Genomic DNA, 17,328 nt, shown 5'->3' with positions numbered 1-17,328 from the left:
TTCGTCGCGGTCTTCCTGAAGAGGTTGTTCGCCTCCTTCTCTGCGTGCGATTGGGAATGCCGTCTCATTGCTTGTCCTCCCTGTCTCCGGCGATTCGAAGTCCGCCGGTGTCTGCGGCTTCCTGGCGTTCGGCAGGACATGGCGCGGTGCCCCTCCGGCGGACGTCGAAGACCAAACCGCCAGTTGCCGATGCGTTCCTACCGGCCGGGAATATCGCTCAAAGGCGGCTACGCCGACCGCTTCACCGCAACTCTACCCGCCGCCACAAGGTCGAGCCGCCCCAGCATCGCCCTCGCCTGCTCGGCGCAATGCTCGATCAGCCAGCGCTCGAAGGCAACCGGAGGCAGCGCGGGTGCGTAAAGGAAGCCCTGGACGATGTCGCAGCCGAGCGCGGCCAGCGTCCTGCACTGGCCCTCGGTCTCGACGCCCTCGGCGACCACGCTCATGCCGAGGCCGTGGCCGACGCGGACCACCGCGGTGGCGATCGCGAGCGCGCCTGCGTCTTTCTCGATGTCGCGCATGAAGCTGCGGTCGATCTTGAGTTCGCGGATCGGCAGATGCGCGAGCCGGCTGAGGCTGGAATAGCCGGTGCCGAAATCGTCCACCGAGAGCCCGACGCCGAGCTCGCGGATCGCATTCATCGTCTCCAGCGCGGCGACGCCGTCCTGCATGAACGCGCCTTCGGTAATCTCCAGCATCAGCGCGTGCGGCGGCAGATCGTATTCGGCCAGGATGTCCTTGAGCCGCGCCGCCAGCGTGACGTTGCGGAAATTGATCGGCGACAGGTTCACCGAGACGGAGGGAATGTTGAGCCCGGCGCGGCGCCAGCTCGCCATCTGCCGGCAGGCCACGCGCACGGACCAGAGGCCGATCTGCTCGATCAGGCCGCATTCCTCGGCGAGCGGGATGAATTTTGCCGGCGAGACGTCGCCGAGCACGGCATCACGCCAGCGCGCCAGCGCTTCGACGCCGTGGATCGCGCCATCGCAGCTGCGGATCTGCGGCTGGTAGCTGAGGCTCAGTGCGCCCTCCGCGACCGCGCGGCGCAACGCCGCGATCAGCGCCAACCGCTGCTCGGCGAGCACGTTCATCTCGGCACTGAAGATGCGATGGGTCGAGCGTCCGGCCTGCTTGGCCATGTACATGGCAGCGTCCGCCTGCTGCATCAAGGTGTCGATGTCGGTGGCGTGATCGGGATAGAGGCTGATACCGATGCTGGCGGACATCGGCATCAGCTTCGATCCGAGCCGGAGCGGCCGCGCCAGCGCTTCGGTGATTTCAGCTGCGACGCGTTCTGCGCTCTCGGCGTTACGTTGCGGCAGCAGAATGACGAATTCGTCGCCGCCGAGCCGCCCCAGCATGTCCCCGGGGCCGATATGCTCGCGCAGGCGCTGCGCGAGCTGGACCAGGAGCTCGTCGCCGGCGGCGTGACCGAGCGTGTCGTTGACGTCCTTGAAATGATCGACGTCGAGGAAGGCCAGTGCGACATGGCTGCCGGTCGGGCAGGCATCGATGGCCGTGGTGATCAGGTGCCGCAGCTGGGCGCGGTTCGGCAGGCCGGTAAGGATGTCGTGATAGGCGAGCCGCGCGATCTCGGCGCGCGCCTCCTTGCGCTCGATCGCAAAGGCGCCGAGATTGACGCAGGCCTCGACGATGCGCCGGTGCCAATTGCTCGGTGCGCGCGGTTCCCGATAGTAGAAGGCGAAGGTCGCGATGACGCGGCCGTCCTTGGCCTTGACCGGGGTCGACCAGCAGGCGCGCAGGCCAATTGCGAGCGGCATCGCCTTGTAAGGCTGCCAGCGCGGATCGGTGTCGAGATCCTCGGCCAGAACCGGCGCGCCGTAGAAGGCTGCGGTGCCGCAGGAGCCGACATCGGGGCCGATCGCAATGCCGTCCAACGCGCGGGAATAGTCCTCGGGCAGGCTGGGACCGCCGAGCGGATGGATCAATCCGGCGGCATCGACGTGAAGCAGCGAACAGACGACGTCGGGCGCAATCTCCTCGACGCGGCGGCAGAGCCGGTCGGCGATCTCGCCGATCGGCACCTCGTCGGCGAGCGCGCTCATGATGAGTTGCTGAAGCGAGCGCAGCTGCCTGGTCTCGGTGATGTCCTCGAACAGCGCGAGGATGTGCTTGACCCGGCCCTTGCCGTCGCGGAAGGCATCGATCCGGGCGGAGACCCAGATCTCCTCGCCGTCCTTGTCGTAGACGAGCACCTCGACCTCGCCGCGGTGGCCACCACGCATCAGGCGCTTGACGAGCTTGGCGACCGCCTTGCGATCGGTGTGGCGACCGGCAACGAGCTCGCCGGCGCGGCGGCCTTCGGCCTCCTCGCTGGTATAGCCGAACAGCGCCGTGAACGCCGAATTGACGAAGACGATGTTCTGCTCGATGTCGGTGACGATCACCGCGCGGTTGGTCTGGTCGGCGACGGCGTGGAGCAGCCCGGTCCTGACGCGGCGCTCCGCATCAAGGCTGACGTCGCGTGCGAACACGATGCGATGGGTCGCGCCGTCGACCGTCGCCGACGACATCGCGACCTGCGCCTTGATACGGCTGCCGTCGCGCCGCACGAGGCTGATCTCCTCGCGGAGACCCGCGGTCGCACCGGCCTTAAGACATTTGAGGGTGAGGACGGCGGCATCGCGGCCGAGCACCTCGGCGGCGGCGAGCTTCCAGATCCGCTCCGCGGCGGGGTTGAAATGGGTAATGCGATGCGCCTCATCGACGATGACGATGCCGTCGTCGGCGCGTTCGAGCGCGGCGCGCAGCACGTCAGGAATTTCTGTCACAAGGCGATCGGAGGCGGGCATCGTCTGAACCAGCGGCATCGGGAAATGCGGCAATCGGCGAGAGGTTAACGCTCCGATGGTGTCCAAGGCGTTCTTGCACTTCTCTCGCGCTGCGCCAAAACGCGACATGCTTAACGTTCGGCGAAAGCCGAAGGTATCTCGATGCGTACGAGACCTATTCGGATCCCGCTTTGAGCTTGTGCAGCCGGCCAGCCACGGCCCGCACCTTGCCCGGCGCGGCCTGCCAGATCGCGAGCGCCGACAATCCGCTCACGATCATTGCGACGGTGAAAGCCAGCGTGTAGTCCCCGGCGCGATCATAGAGGAAGCCGGTTACCCACGGTCCGGCCGCACCACCCGCCAGCGCCGCCAGCATGATCGTGCCGAAGATGCTGCCCTGGTGCCTGCCCTGGAAAATCTCGAACACCACCGCGCCCATGATCGAGGTGAGGCCGTAGCCGAGCGCACCTTGCGTGAACACCATGAGATAAACCAGCCAGAGCGACGATTGATACTTCAGCGCGATCAGCGCGGCGAAGCAGACGACAAAACCTGCGCAGCTGATCGCCCAGACCCACTCCCGGCCAATGCGGTCGGAGACATGCCCCAGCACGATCTGGCCGGGAATGCCGAGCAGGCTGACGATGCCGAGTGCCCACACCGCAACGCTGGGGCTGAAGCCGATGTCGAGCAGGAATTTGGTCTGGTGCACCTGCACCGCGTACCAGATGTAAAGGCCGCAGAAATAGCCCAGCGCGATCCACCAGAAACGCGCTGTCGCGACGGCGCGTCGCAGCGTCCATTCGGTGCCGACCCAGGCGGGATCGACGATGTTGGAGACGGATTTCGCGGCGCCTGCGGCCGGCGCGGCATCGCCGTCCGGCTGAAGGCCGATGTCCTCGGGGCGCTTGCGCAGCAACAGATTGATCGGCGCCAGCGCGATCAGGACGAGCAGTCCCATCGCGGTGCAGGCGGTGCGCCACCCGGTTTGCTCGATCAGGTGCTGCACCCACGGCAGCAGCGTCACCGAGCCGATGCCGACGCCGGCGAAGGCGATGCCGATGGCGAAGCCGCGCTTGCGGATGAACCAGTTCGGCAGGAACAGCGATTGGCCGGAATAGCCGAGACAGACGCTGCCGGCACCGACCATGACGCCGATGGTCACATAGAGATGCCAGGGCGCGCTGGTCAGCGGTGCCAGCAGCAGCCCGCCGCCCATCAGCACGACACCGAGCTCCATCACCGCGCGCGGACCGGCGCGATCCATCAGGCGGCCGATCAACGGGCTGACCACGCCCGACACCACGAAGCCGAAGGAGAAGGCGCCCGCGGTGACGCCGCGCTCCCAGCCGAACTCGGAGATGATGGGCGGAAAGAACAATGAAAAGGCGGTGCGCGCGTTGACGCCGATGGCCATGGTGACGAAGGTCACGGCGACCACGACCCAGCCGTAGAAGAACGGAAGCCGCATGTTTGTTTGTTTCATCCCTGGACGGGTCCTAACGACCATCCGGGGATGACCGGGTCAAGCGCTTTTCGCGCATGCCCCTTCGGCGCGCTCAGGCGGCGTCGAGCTCCGAGGAGTTGACCGGCGCGTCGAACAGGATCCGCTCGATCGGCTGCGGCCGGCCGAACAGATAGCCTTGCGCAAAATTGACGCCGAGCGCCTTCAGCCGCTCGAATTCCTCGCGGGTCTCGACGCCCTCGGCGGTGACCGACATGTCCAGCCCGCGCGCCAGCGTCACGATCGAGGAGATGATGGCGGATGAGCGCGGCTGATGCGTGAGGTTGCGGATGAACGACTTGTCGATCTTGATCTTGTCGAACGGAAACGCGGTCAGGTAGCTGAGCGACGAATAGCCGGTGCCGAAATCGTCGAGCGCGAGCTCGATGCCGAGGTGCTTCAGCCGCTCCATGAAGGCGTGGTTCTCGACGGCGCGCTCCAGCAGCACGGATTCCGTGATCTCGATCTCCAGCCGCTGCGGCGGCAGGCCGGCATCGGCGAGCGCCGCGCAGATCATTTCGAACAGCTCGGCTTCCTTGAACTGGATCGGCGACAAATTGACGGCGACCATGAGACCGGAAGGCCAGCCGGCGGCGTCCGCGCAGGCGCGCCGCAGCACGAATTCGCCGAGCGGCACGATCAGCCCGGTCTCCTCCGCGAGCGCAATGAACTGGTCCGGCGGGATCAGTCCGCGCGCCGGATGTCGCCAGCGCACCAACGCCTCGAAGCCGCGTCGCTCGCCGCTGAGGGCGTCGACGAACGGCTGGTAGTGCACCTCCAGCTGGCAGCGCGCGATGGCGTCGCGCAGATCTCCTTCCAGCGTGTTGCGGGCCTCCAGCTCGGCCGACATCGCCTCGTCGTAGATGGTGAAGCAGTTGCGGCCGGCCGATTTCGAACGATAGAGCGCGAGATCCGCCTTCTTCAGGAGCTGCTCTTGATCGCTGCCGTGATCCGGGGCGATCGCAATCCCGATGCTGGTGCCGATCTCGACGCGGTGTCCGGGCAGCAGGAACGGTTCGCTCACGAGCTTGGCGATCCGCGCCGCCAGCTCGGTCGAGCAGGCGCGCTGATCCTCGCCGGCTTCCTGGATGATGGCGAATTCGTCGCCGCCGAGCCGCGCCAGCACGTCGTTGGCGCGCACTGCGGATTTCAGCCGCTGCGCCACCTGGCGCAGCAGCGCATCGCCGGCTGCATGACCGAGGGAGTCGTTGACGTTCTTGAAGCGGTCGAGGTCGAGCATCAGGATCGAGAAGGGCAGGCCCCTCACGCTCAACTGGTTGTTCATCTCGTCGAGCCGGGTGAGGAAGAAGGCGCGGTTCGGCAATCCGGTGAGGATGTCGGTCTGGGCAAGCTCGAGCACCCGCCGGTTCGCCAGCGACAGCCGCCGCGAATTGCGGCTTGCAAGCGTCAGATAGGTCGATAGCGATAGCGTCAGCAGCATGCCGACGATGAGCACCGCAACCGCGCGATCGTAAGTCGTCGCCAGCGGACCGCCGGCGGTAGGAACCGCCCGCACCTGCCAATCGGTGTCCCCGATCCTGAGACTGCCCGACCAGTGCACGACCCGTGCGATGTCGCGCATCGACCGCAGCGCGGAGGCGGCCGACGAATAATCCGGCAGCGTTTCCTCCAGGCTGACGATCTGCGCCGTGAAGGGCGGGAAGACGTTCATGCTGACCGCGGGGCTTGCTCCGGTGGTCACGCGAATGGACTGGATCAGCAGCGGCAGGTCGAAGATGCCGACCACGAAGCCGGCGAGATTGCGGCGCCGGTCCGCGATCTCCTCGCGCGAGGTTCCCTTGGCGTAGACGGGAATGGCGACGAGGACGTCGGGCGGCCGGCCGCCCTCCTTCGGCTCGACCAGGCGCGTGCGAATGGCCGCGACGCGATCGTTGTCGCGCGCGCGGTCCAGCACCGCATGGCGCTCCGGAACCGTCGTGTAGTCCATGCCATAGACCGACGAGGTCTTCGGCTGAGTCGAGTAGAACACCGGAAAATATTCGTCGCTCTGCGGCGCGGTGACGAAGTTCTCGCCCTGCAGCGACTTGATGCGATAGCTGGCAACGCCGTCCCTGATCGCGGCGCTCTCGTATTCGGCGCGCTCCTTGCGGTTGACGCGCGGCAACCAGGCAATGCGCAGCATGCCGGGATGGCGCTCGAACAGGCGGGCGCTGAAGGTCTCGAATTCGCTGCGGGTGACTTCGTCGCTGGTCGATTCGAACAGCGTGCGCAACGCGAGAAGCCTCGATATGTACTCGTTCATGCCGTTCTGCATGACGATCGCCTGGGTCTCGGCCGCGTTCTCGAACTCGATCCTGTTGACGCGATCTTCCCATCGCGCCACGGCGGCAGCGCCCACGACCGAGAACAGGAGGCCGACGCCGACGGCGACGAGCGCAGGGCGATAGAGCCCGAGCAGCGGCGCGGCACGCCACCATCCGGTCATGCGCTTCCGATCCTGATCGTTCTGATCGCGACCGCCCATCTCGAAGCCGCCGTCCCTATTCCCACGAACCGAACCTCTGGTTGAGGTACCGGCGCCGCTATCGGAACAAGACGGCGGTTAAGAACTGCACAATTTCGGAACCCGATCGTTTTGCAATGCGGAAATTAGTTAACGAAGTCTGCGAACGAGCCGGCATTGTGGAAACAAGTTGCCGGTTCTACCCGGAGTACTACGGTCCTTCGACACGGTGCCGCTTAGCGAGCTGTTCAGGCTCGCGACGGTATTTTGCTTGAGATTTCTTCCAACGATCCGGCAAAACCTCCCGATGCATCGATTTCGAGCAGCGAGCTCCGTCGTCCTGACCGTCGTGCTCCTCGCCGCGACCACGCTCGCAGCCAGCGGCGACGAGGCCGGCGTCAGCGAGGATGCGATCCTGTTCGGCCAGGCCGCCGCGCTGGAAGGCCCCTCCTCCGCGCTCGGACAGCGCATGCGGCAAGGCATCGTCGCGGCGTTCACCGAGATCAACGCCAAGGGCGGCGTCCACGGCCGCAAGCTCCAGCTCGTCAGCCGCGACGACGGCTACGACCCGGACCGTTCCGTGGCGCAGACGCTGCGCCTGATCGGGGACGACAAGGTGTTCGCGCTGATCGGCGCGGTGGGCACGCCGACCGCCATGGCGACGATTCCGATCACCAGTGCCAAGAACATTCCTTTCATCGGCCCCTTCAGCGGCGCCGAGTTCCTGCGCGACCTCGAGCTTCCGAACGTCGTCAACATCCGCGCGAGCTACGGCGCGGAGGCGGAGGCCTGGATCAAGCATCTCACCGAGGATCGCAAGTTCACCCGCATCGGCATCTTCTACCAGGACGATTCCTTCGGCCGCGACGGTCTCCTTGGCGTGAAGCGTGCGCTTGCCAGGCGCGGCCTCGAGCTTGCCGCCGAAGGCACCTTCGAGCGCAACACCCGCGCGGTCGCCGCGGCCTGGCGGGCGATCAAGCGCGCCGAACCAGAGGCCATCGTGATGGTCGGGACCTACGGACCCTGTGCGGAGTTCATCAAGCTCGCGCACCGCAGCGGCTTCTATCCGACCTTCGTCAACATCTCCTTCGTCGGCGCCAATGCGCTCGCCACCGAGCTCGGCCCTGAGGGCGAAGGCGTCGTCGTCTCGCAGGTCGTGCCGTTTCCCTGGGACCGCTCGCTCAAGCTCGTCGCCGACTACCAGGCGGCGCAGACGGCGTTCGATCCGGCGCTGACGCCGGATTTCGTGTCGCTGGAAGGCTATCTCTCCGGCCGCCTCGCGGCCGCGGCGCTGGAAAAGGCAGGCCCCAACCCGACGCGCGCGAGCCTGCTGCGCGCCATCAACGACATCGGCCGTTTCGACATCAGCGGCAGCACCGTCACCGTCGGCACGCGGATGATCGACACGCCGCCGAAGGTGTTCTTGACGGTGATCCAGAAGGACGGGACGTTCAAGGCGGTGGACCGGCTCTAGGGCCGCCGTACCGGGCGCCCGGCATTGACTGGGCCTGCCCCATTTTGCCGCGGGCTGCGTGATCCAGCGCACAGACGGCCTCATGGCGCGGGCCTAGAAAAAGTGACATCATCGCGCGCATTGCCGATGGAGGTGACATCATGCGCCGTCCAACCTTATCCAATTTTCTGATTGCTTCCGGCCTTCTCGCACTCACCCAACTGACGACGCCAACGGAGGCCGCCGCGGAAGCGCGGCTTGCGCTGGTGATCGGCCAATCGGCCTATCGCACCGTGCCGGAGCTGCCCAACGCCGCCAACGACGCCAAGGGCATGACCGAGCTGCTCGGCAGTGCCGGCTTCACCGTCACCACGGCGGCCAATTTGGCGCAGACCGAGATGCGCGCGGCGATCTCGGACTTCGCCGGCAAGGTCGGCGCCAGCGGTGCCGACACCGTCGCGCTGGTGTTCTATGCCGGCCACGGCCTTCAGATCGACGGCGAGAACTATCTGGTGCCTGTCGATCTCGACCCCAAGCGCGAGGCCGACATTCCGCTGCAGGGCGTGCGGCTGAACGATCTGCTCAACACGCTCGGCGCGCTGCCGACGCGGGCGCGCATCTTCATGCTCGATGCCTGCCGCAACAATCCGTTCCCGGCGCTCAGCGGCGCCGGCCACGGACTTGCGATCGTCGACACCAAGGCCGGCGCGCCCGGCTCCTTCATCTCCTATTCGACCTCGCCCGGCGCCGAGGCCGAGGACGGCAACGGCATCGACAGCCCCTACACCACGGCTGCACTGACCATCGCCAAGCAGCCCAATCTGCCGATCGAGGAAGTCTTCAAGCGCATCCGCGTCGCCGTGGCGCAATCGACCGACGGGCGGCAGATCCCCTGGGAAAGCTCCTCGCTGACCACCGACTTCAAGTTCTTCGGCGAGAGCAGCGGCAGCACGCCCGCTCTTCCCGGCGCATCCGCGATGGCGCTCGCCGGCGGCACGCGCAGCGTCGAGGAATGGCGCAAGACGTTGCAGGGCAAGCCGGCCATGGCCGCCTATGAGCTCGTGATCACCGAGGACAGCGTGGAGGCGTATCAGGCCTATATCGAGCTGTACGCTCAGGACACCCGTACGCCGCGCCTGCGCACGGTGCTGGAGCGGCGTCGCCAGATGCTGGCGTGGGAGCGTGCCACCGCCATCAACACCCGCGCCTCGTTCGAGGCTTATCTCGCGAACTGGGACAACAGCGATCTCGCGGCAACCGCGCGCCGGCTGCTGCTGCGCGTGCAGAACCGCAACTACGCCCTGCCCGTGGCCGCCGCGGCGACGCCCGTCGCGGTCGCGATGGCTCCGACCTGCCCGTGCTCGGCGCCCGCGACACCGGCAACGCCGGTCAACCCATCGGTCTCGCCCGTGATCAAGAAGCGCGTCGACGAGGCCCCGCCGAAGCGCAAGGTGGTCGAGACGCCGCCCAAGCGACGACCGCCGTCCGACCAGGTGGTCTACGAGCGCGCGCCGCCGCCGGACCGCGGCCCGCCGCCCGAGGCTGTGATGCAGGGCATCGGCATCGGCGTTGGGATCGGCCTCGGCATGGGAATGGGCGGCCGCGGCGGAGACAATTATGGGGGCGGGCACCGCAGATACTGAGCCAGTCCGGCACAAGCACGACATCCGCGCTCGCGCCAACCGCGCGAGCCGGATCTACTGCGACAGAGTCGGATAGTCCCGCTGGACAGCCTCCCGGATCCAGGCTGCCTGGATTGCACGTGACAATATCTGGGCGGTCTTGATGTCGTCGGCCTTCATGCAGAGATCGACGATGCGGCGGACGGCGTCGTCGCGGATCAGATCGTCGGAGATCTTCATCGCGATCTCCATCGCGGTGCGGGCCGCGCGTTCATAGCGCTCGCGCGTGCCGGTCTGCGCTGAAGCTCCGGCGGCTTCGGCGATCGCCCGCGCAGCCTGGCAGATATTGCGAATTCGGTCGGCTGCTTCGATATCGCCGATCGGCCGCCCGATTGGCTCGTCCCAGATGTCGGCCGGTGCCGGCCTTGCGAACCATTTCATTGCCCACCCGTGGTCTTCGATTGCTCGCGGCGTTCAGGAGATGCGGCGCGGGCCGATCGCCTCGAACTGCGCCTTCTGCTCGTCGTTCAGCGTGGCGTAGAAATCGTCGAGCGCCGCGCGCACCGACTTGATCCCGTCCAGCATCACGTCGAGCCGCTTGCGGATCGCGGCCATGCGCGCCGGCGGCGTCATCACCTCATTGGGCTCGCAGGCCGCCTTGAGCGATGCGCTGACTTTGGCGCTGGTGTCCTGGAGCACCTGGAGCGCCGCGCGCTGGGTGTCGTTGGGACGAAGTCTTTCTTCGATCGTGGCGGAAGGCCAATCGAACGCGGCGGACGCGCTGCAATTCTGCACCGACGATCCGCCCGCATTGTTCGATGCCGTGGCACGACGCTGATCGTCGGCCAGCGCATTGAAGCGCGCCTTCTGCTCGTCGTTAAGCGAACCATAGAACGTGTCGAGCGCGGGCTGGACCAGATCGACGGCCTTCTGCATGGCTTCGACACGCTGCTGCATCGCCGCGAGCCGCCCCGGGGCGGTCGCTGCGGCTTGCGTCGGACAGGATGTGCGGATCAAAGCTGCCGCGTCGATCGAGGCGTTGCCGAGCGCATCGAGAGCGGCGCCTTGCGCATCCGTCGGCTGCACCGCGGCTGCGATCTGATCGATCGGCAGGCCGACAATGGCGCGGCGGTCGCTGCCGCAGAGCTGATCGAGCGGCGCGCTGCGCGCCCGCCTTCGTCCTTGCGGCTGCTGCGGCAGATAGGCTGACAGGCGATCATAGCCATAGGGGCCGAAAATGCCGGCATAGATGTCCGGATAGCCATAGCCCCAGAAGCCGAGCCCGTCGCCCCAGATCGCGTAATCGTAGAGATCGTTATAGGCGAACGGCCAGAACAGCGGTCCGACCCAGCCATAGCCGCCACCCGGATGTTGCCACCATCCGCTGCTTGCGCCGCTCCAGCCGGCGAGTGCGGCCGCCGCGGCGATCTGCGCGCGCGCCGCCGGGTTGCTGATCAGACGGCCGTTGCGCAATGCGCTGGCGTTCAGCGCATTGCGGAAGTTCGCCGGCCGTATCGCGGCATTGCGGATCTGACCGAAATTCGGACCGCCACGCCGGGCGCCGGTTGTGAACCGCATTCCGCGATGATGCCCGCCGCCATGCGCTTGCCCGCCGCCGTGCCCACGGAAATGGCCGCCGCCGTGATGACCACCGCCGTGCCCGCCTCCATGGCCACCGCCATGGCCACCTCCGTGTCCGCCCTTCGCCAGCGCCGCACCCGCCAGCATGCAGGCAAAGGCCACCGCGGCAATTCCAACGACCGGTCGCACCATCGCACCCTCCCGCGCACAGCCCTGCCATTGAGGCATCGGAGCTTGGCGGGAATTGGAACCGGCAAGATTGCCTAAAGTTCCGGATTCCTGGCTGCGCAGGCCTTAAGCCTCCGGCACGATCTTGCCGGGGTTGAAGATGTTGAGCGGATCGAGCGCCTGCTTCAGGGCCCGCATCGCATCGAGCGCTTCGGGGCCGAGCTCGGCCTTGAGATATTTCTGCTTGCCCTGGCCGATGCCGTGCTCGCCGGTACAGGTGCCGTCCATCGCCTGCGCGCGCTCGACCAGGCGATGCATGAACTCCTCGCCGCGCGCCATCTCCTCGGCATCGTTGGTGTCGCAGACCAGCGAGCAGTGGAAATTGCCGTCGCCGACATGACCGACGATCGGCGACAGCAAATTGAGGCGCTTGAGATCCTCCTCGGTCTCGCTGACGCAGTCGGCGAGCCGCGAGATCGGCACGCAGACGTCGGTCGCGACCACGCCGATGCTGTCGCCGGGCCGCAGCGCCTTCACCGACCAATAGGCGTCGTGCCGCGCCTGCCACAGCTTGGTGCGGTCCTCCGGCTTGGTGGTCCAGGAGAAATCGCCGCCGCCGCACTCCTTTGCGATCTCGCCGAAGGCCTTCGACTGCTCGGCGACCTCGATCTCGCTGCCGTGGAATTCCAGCAGCAGCAGCGGCGTTTCCGGCAGCGTCAGCTTCGAGTAGGCATTGCAGGCCTTCACCTGTGCCGCATTGAGCAGCTCGATGCGCGCGACGGGAATGCCGGTCTGGATCGCCAGGATGACGGCCTGACAGGCGCCGTGCACGGTCTCGAACGAGACCGCGCCGGCCGCGATGGTCTCGGGAATGCCGCGCAGGCGGATGGTCAATTCCGAGATGATGCCGAGCGTGCCTTCGGCGCCGACGAACAGATGCGTCAGGTCGTAGCCCGCCGCGGATTTCTTTGCGCGCGTGCCTGTGGTAATGATCTCGCCGTCGCCGCGCACCACCTTGAGCGCCAGCACGCTGTCGCGCATGGTGCCGTAGCGCACCGCGTTGGTGCCGGAGGCGCGGGTCGAGGCCATGCCGCCGAGCGAGGCATCCGCGCCGGGATCGATCGGGAAGAACAGGCCCTGGTCGCGCAGATGCTCGTTCAGCGCCTTGCGGGTGACGCCGGGCTGGATCACGCAGTCGAGGTCCTCGGCATGCACCGCGAGCACCTTGTTCATGTCGCGCAGGTCGATCGAGATGCCGCCGGCGGGCGCGTTGACCTGGCCCTCCAGCGAGGTGCCGGTGCCGAAGGCGATGACGGGCACGCGGTTCTTCGCGCAGATCCGCACCACGTCCTGGATGTCGGCGGTCTCCTGCGCCATCACCACGCCATCAGGCGGCTGGTTGGGGATCCATGTGGTGGTATGGCCGTGCTGCTCGCGGACGGCCTGCGAGGTGATGAGGCGGTTGCCGAAGCGTGCGGCAAGCTGCTCCAGTGCGCTTGCGAGGGCTTTCGGCGCCGGCCGCGGCGGATTATTGGTGATGGTCGTACCCACGGAATTCCTCCCGACAGAACAACCGTGGCAAAGGACATATAACCGGTCAAGTCAAGGGACCGGACGCATAGCTTGGGAAGGACACATGCCGGAGACTGCCGCCACAGCGCCCATCGCAGGGCCGTTCCGCTCCTCGATCATGCAGGTCGAGCCGCAATGGATCGACTATAACGGCCATCTCAACATGGCCTATTACAACGTCATGTTCGACCGGGCCATCGACGAGTTCTGGCTCGAGCTCGGGATGGGGCCGGCCTACATGAAGGAGCGAGGCGGCTCGAGCTTCACCGCCGAATGCCATGTGCGGTATCTGCGCGAGATCCATCTCGGCGATCCCGTGCAGATCCTGGTCTGGTTGCTGGAGGCCGACGACAAGCGGCTGCACACGTTCGAGGAGATGCGGCACGGCGCCGAGGGCTGGCTGTCGGCGACGTCCGAAAACATGTCGCTGCACATGGACATGAACGCGCGGCGCGTTGCGCCGCTTCCGCCCGACATCCAGCAGCGCATTGCTGGCATCGCCAGAGCACACAGCGCCCTGGTGCGCCCCGAAGGCATCGGCCGCAGCGTGGCGATGCCCGCGAAGCGGTAAGTTCAGCGAGATCGCTTACGGCGTTAGTTAGCAGCAGCTGAGCGCGCGCCTCGTCCTTCGAGACGACCGCGGAGCCTGTCATCGGGCCGCGCTTTGCGCGGACCCGGTGGCGGTCCCTCAAGATGAGGCTAAGCGGCATCTGTGCCCGTTGAAACTGCTGTCCCACACTCCGCCCTCATCCTGAGGGCCCGCCGGAGGCGGGCGTCTCGAAGGATGGCCGCAGGGAAGCACCTACACCCTGGTGCGGCCGCGGGCGAGGCCGACCACGGCCGAGACCAGGAACAGGACAACGGCGATGAAGAAGATGATCTTGGCGATCTCGATCGAAGCGCCGGCGACGCCGCCGAAGCCCAGGATGCCGGCGATCAGTGCGATAACCAGAAACGTCACAACCCAGCCTAGCATGGTCAAACCCTCGTCTTGATGTTGTCTGCGTCGACGCGGCTGGCCGCGCCACCTGCCCTGACAATCTCGACGCGGGAACGATGGTTCCGGCCCGCGCGGGGCCGAAATTCGCGGCCTTCGCAGGAACAAATCGGCCTGCCGCGCACGTGGAAAACCTGTCCCGGCGCCCCATATAGGCACCAATCCCTGTTATGAAGGCTCCCTTCCGTCACCCCGCGGTGCCATCGTGGGGCCAATGATTCGCATGACCGAGCCGAGCAAGATCACAGGCGTACCCAACCACCAGCCCGCAGCCGGCGGCATCGCCGCGCGTGCGCGCGCCTCGGTGGGCCCAAAATACCTCTCCGGGCTCAATCCGGAGCAGCGCGACGCCGTGGAGACATTGGACGGCCCGGTCCTGGTGCTGGCCGGCGCCGGCACCGGCAAGACACGGGTGCTGACCACGCGCATCGCCCATATCCTGAGTCAGGGCCGCGCCCGCCCCGCCGAGATCCTGTCGGTGACCTTCACCAACAAGGCCGCGCGCGAGATGAAGCACCGGCTCGGACAGATGCTCGGCCACGCGGTCGAAGGCATGCCGTGGCTCGGCACCTTCCACTCCATCGGCGGCCGCATCCTGCGTTTCCATGCCGAGCTGGCGCAGCTCAAGTCGAACTTCACCGTGCTCGATGTCGACGACCAGGTCCGGCTGCTCAAGCAGCTGCTGCAGGCCGAGAACATCGACGACAAGCGCTGGCCGGCGCGCATGCTGGCCGGCCTGATCGACGGCTGGAAGAACCGCGGCCTGAGCCCAGCGCAGGTGCCATCGGGCGAGGCTGCTGTCTTCGCCAATGGCAAAGGCGGCAAGCTCTATGCGAGCTACCAGGAGCGGCTGAAGATTCTGAACGCGGCCGATTTCGGCGATCTCCTGCTGGAGAACATCCGGATCTTCCGCGAGCATCCTGACATCCTCAGGCAGTACCAGCAGCGCTTCAAGTTCATCCTGGTGGACGAGTACCAAGACACCAACGTCGCGCAATATCTGTGGCTGCGGCTGCTGTCGCAGGCGCCGTCGTCTCCGTCCTTCGCCTCTCCCCGCTTGCGGGGAGAGGCCGACGCGCAAAGCGCGGCGGGTGAGGGGGACTCTCCGCAGACCGCGCTCTTGGAGAGAGCCTCTCACCCCGACCCTCTCCCCGTGAAGGACGGGGAGATGGAGAAGAACCACGTCAAAAACATCTGCTGCGTCGGCGACGACGACCAGTCGATCTATGGCTGGCGCGGCGCCGAGGTCGACAACATCCTGCGCTTCGACCATGATTTCCCCGGCGCCAAGGTCATTCGCCTCGAGCGCAATTACCGCTCGACCGGCCACATCCTCGCCGCCGCCTCGCATCTGATCGCGCACAATGAAGGCCGGCTCGGCAAGACGCTGCGCACCGAGGACCAGGACGGCGAGAAGGTCACGGTCACGGGCTCCTGGGATTCGGAAGAGGAAGCGCGCGGCATCGGCGAGGAGATCGAGCAGCTGCAGCGCCAGGGCGAGAAGCTCAACGAGATCGCCATTCTCGTGCGCGCCTCCTACCAGATGCGCGAGTTCGAAGACCGCTTCGTCACGCTCGGCCTGCCCTACCGCGTCATCGGCGGCCCGCGCTTCTACGAGCGCGCCGAGATCCGCGACGCGCTGGCTTATCTGCGCGTCATCAATTCGCCGGCCGACGATCTCGCCTTCGAGCGCATCGTCAATACGCCCAAGCGCGGGCTTGGCGATGCCACCGTGCAGATGCTGCACGACCACGCCCGCAAGCGCCGCATTCCCTTGTTCGAGGCGGCGCGCGCCGTGGTCGAGACCGACGAGCTGAAGCCGAAGGCGCGCGGTTCCTTGCGCGACCTCGTCGCCCAGTTCGACCGCTGGCGCGCCCAGCGCGAGGTCACCGCGCATACCGACCTCGCCCAGATCGTGCTCGACGAGAGCGGCTATACCGAGATGTGGCAGAAGGACCGTTCGGCGGACGCCGCGGGCCGGCTGGAGAACCTGAAAGAGCTCGTGCGCTCGATGGAGGAGTTCGAGAACCTGCAAGGGTTTTTGGAGCACATCTCGCTGGTGATGGACCGCGAGGGCGGCGCCGAGGACGACGCCGTGTCGCTGATGACGCTGCATTCGGCCAAGGGGCTCGAATTCGACAACGTGTTCCTGCCGGGCTGGGAGGAAGGCCTGTTCCCGAGCCAGCGCACGCTGGACGAACAGGGCCGCGCCGGCCTGGAAGAAGAGCGCCGGCTCGGCCATGTCGGCCTGACCCGGGCGCGCCGCCGCGCAAAAATCTATTTTGCCACCAACCGCCGGATTCACGGCACCTGGTCGACCACGATCCCGTCGCGCTTCCTCGATGAATTGCCGGCAGCCAATGTCGAGATCACGGAATCCAAGGGCGGCTCGGCCTGGGGCGGCACCGGCGGCTACGGCGCCTCGCGCTTCGACGACATGGAAGCCTTCGGCTCCAGCTATTCGACGCCGGGCTGGCAGCGCGCGCAGGCTAACCGAAATCGTGGCGGCGGCAGAAGCGGCGGCTTCGAGGAAGAAGCCGCGACGTTCTCATCCTCCTCATCATCAGGCCCCGATTTCGGCAGCTTCTCCTCGCGCCGCCGCGGTCCCCTGACCATCGAGGGCGAGCTGGTCGCCAAATCGACCGGCACCACCTCGGAGTTCTCACTGTCCGACCGCGTGTTCCATCAGAAATTCGGCTACGGCCGCGTCACCAAGATCGACGGCAACAAGCTCACCATCGCCTTCGACAAGGCCGGCGAGAAGAAGGTCGTGGACAGTTTCGTGCAGCGGGCGTGAGGCGCGATATGGCTCAGTACGTTGCCGTCATCGAGGACGCCGGCCCGGACGAGGCCGTCGGCTTGTGGTTTCCCGACCTGCCGGGTTGCATCTCCGGTGGCGACGATTTCGACGAAGCCCTGGAGAACGCGTCCGAGGCACTTGCGCTCTACGCGCAGGACCTGATCGCGGACGGTCGCCAGCTTCCCCCGCCACGGACATTGGACCAGCTCAAGGCCGACCCTGATGTGGCCGACGACCTCAGGAACCATACCGTCGCCCTGATCGACTGGCCGCCCCTCACTGAGACCGAGTGAGGACTGTTCGCCGCACTCGCCGGACTCTCGACAGTTCTCCCCCGAACGCCCCTTGACCACCGCGAACTTCCCCGTATCAGAT

Annotated in this window: 12 protein-coding genes; 5 read left to right on the top strand and 7 right to left on the bottom strand. The window is 66.5% G+C overall.

The genetic code is table 11. The annotated features are described in order from the left end of the window. Positions 1–227: 227 nt before the first annotated feature. The 3 genes from JQ566_RS23570 to JQ566_RS23560 all read right to left on the bottom strand — a co-directional run bounded on the left by JQ566_RS23570 (position 228) and on the right by JQ566_RS23560 (position 6,742). The gene (locus JQ566_RS23570) at positions 228–2,813 is read right to left on the bottom strand and encodes an EAL domain-containing protein (protein ID WP_212376416.1); all 2,586 of its coding nucleotides are present in this window, start codon (positions 2,811–2,813) and stop codon (positions 228–230) included. A gap of 154 nt (positions 2,814–2,967) precedes the next feature. Then, on the bottom strand, positions 2,968–4,263 hold the full coding sequence (locus tag JQ566_RS23565) for an MFS transporter (RefSeq protein WP_212376413.1): 1,296 nt from the start codon (positions 4,261–4,263) through the stop codon (positions 2,968–2,970). 88 nt (positions 4,264–4,351) lie between these two features. Beyond that, complete coding sequence (locus JQ566_RS23560; RefSeq protein ID WP_249139756.1) at positions 4,352–6,742, bottom strand: bifunctional diguanylate cyclase/phosphodiesterase; 2,391 nt, start codon at positions 6,740–6,742, stop codon at positions 4,352–4,354. A gap of 325 nt (positions 6,743–7,067) precedes the next feature. Here JQ566_RS23560 and JQ566_RS23555 point away from each other — a divergent pair, with 325 nt between their 5' ends. Together JQ566_RS23555 and JQ566_RS23550 are read left to right on the top strand one after the other, a co-directional pair. Next, a complete protein-coding gene (locus JQ566_RS23555) occupies positions 7,068–8,234 on the top strand; it encodes an ABC transporter substrate-binding protein (RefSeq protein WP_212376251.1) in 1,167 nt (388 codons plus the stop codon). 140 nt (positions 8,235–8,374) lie between these two features. Then, positions 8,375–9,856, top strand: a complete 1,482-nt coding sequence (locus JQ566_RS23550) for a caspase family protein (protein ID WP_212376248.1) — start codon at positions 8,375–8,377, stop codon at positions 9,854–9,856. A 54-nt stretch (positions 9,857–9,910) separates the two neighbouring features. On the opposite strand, the gene JQ566_RS23545 is transcribed toward JQ566_RS23550, so the two are convergent. The 3 genes from JQ566_RS23545 to JQ566_RS23535 form a co-directional block, all read right to left on the bottom strand. Next, positions 9,911–10,276, bottom strand: coding sequence for a hypothetical protein (locus JQ566_RS23545; protein WP_212376244.1), 366 nt, complete (start codon positions 10,274–10,276; stop codon positions 9,911–9,913). A gap of 33 nt (positions 10,277–10,309) precedes the next feature. After that, positions 10,310–11,608 carry a Spy/CpxP family protein refolding chaperone gene (locus tag JQ566_RS23540; RefSeq protein ID WP_212376241.1) on the bottom strand — a complete coding sequence of 433 codons (1,299 nt, stop codon included), beginning with the start codon at positions 11,606–11,608 and terminating at the stop codon, positions 10,310–10,312. Positions 11,609–11,710: 102 nt separating this feature from the next. Beyond that, positions 11,711–13,135 (bottom strand): FAD-binding oxidoreductase, encoded by a 1,425-nt coding sequence (locus JQ566_RS23535; protein WP_212376238.1) that lies wholly within the window; start codon positions 13,133–13,135, stop codon positions 11,711–11,713. An 85-nt stretch (positions 13,136–13,220) separates the two neighbouring features. Between JQ566_RS23535 and JQ566_RS23530 the strand changes: the two genes are divergently transcribed. Continuing rightward, positions 13,221–13,727 carry a thioesterase family protein gene (locus tag JQ566_RS23530; RefSeq protein WP_212376235.1) on the top strand — a complete coding sequence of 169 codons (507 nt, stop codon included), beginning with the start codon at positions 13,221–13,223 and terminating at the stop codon, positions 13,725–13,727. Between the two features lie 231 nt (positions 13,728–13,958). Here the strand turns inward: JQ566_RS23530 and JQ566_RS23525 are convergent, their stop codons facing one another. After that, positions 13,959–14,132 (bottom strand): DUF1328 domain-containing protein, encoded by a 174-nt coding sequence (locus JQ566_RS23525; protein WP_212376232.1) that lies wholly within the window; start codon positions 14,130–14,132, stop codon positions 13,959–13,961. Positions 14,133–14,367: 235 nt separating this feature from the next. Between JQ566_RS23525 and JQ566_RS23520 the strand changes: the two genes are divergently transcribed. Beyond that, positions 14,368–16,950, top strand: a complete 2,583-nt coding sequence (locus JQ566_RS23520) for an ATP-dependent helicase (RefSeq protein WP_212376229.1) — start codon at positions 14,368–14,370, stop codon at positions 16,948–16,950. An 8-nt stretch (positions 16,951–16,958) separates the two neighbouring features. Next, a complete protein-coding gene (locus tag JQ566_RS23515) occupies positions 16,959–17,246 on the top strand; it encodes a type II toxin-antitoxin system HicB family antitoxin (RefSeq protein WP_212376226.1) in 288 nt (95 codons plus the stop codon). Positions 17,247–17,328 lie beyond the last annotated feature (82 nt).

This window comes from Bradyrhizobium sp. SZCCT0231, assembly GCF_018130245.1.
Lineage (GTDB): Bacteria > Pseudomonadota > Alphaproteobacteria > Rhizobiales > Xanthobacteraceae > Bradyrhizobium > Bradyrhizobium japonicum_F.
The sequence above is the reverse complement of the archived record's forward strand: the minus strand, read 5'-3'. Positions and strand labels throughout refer to the sequence as shown.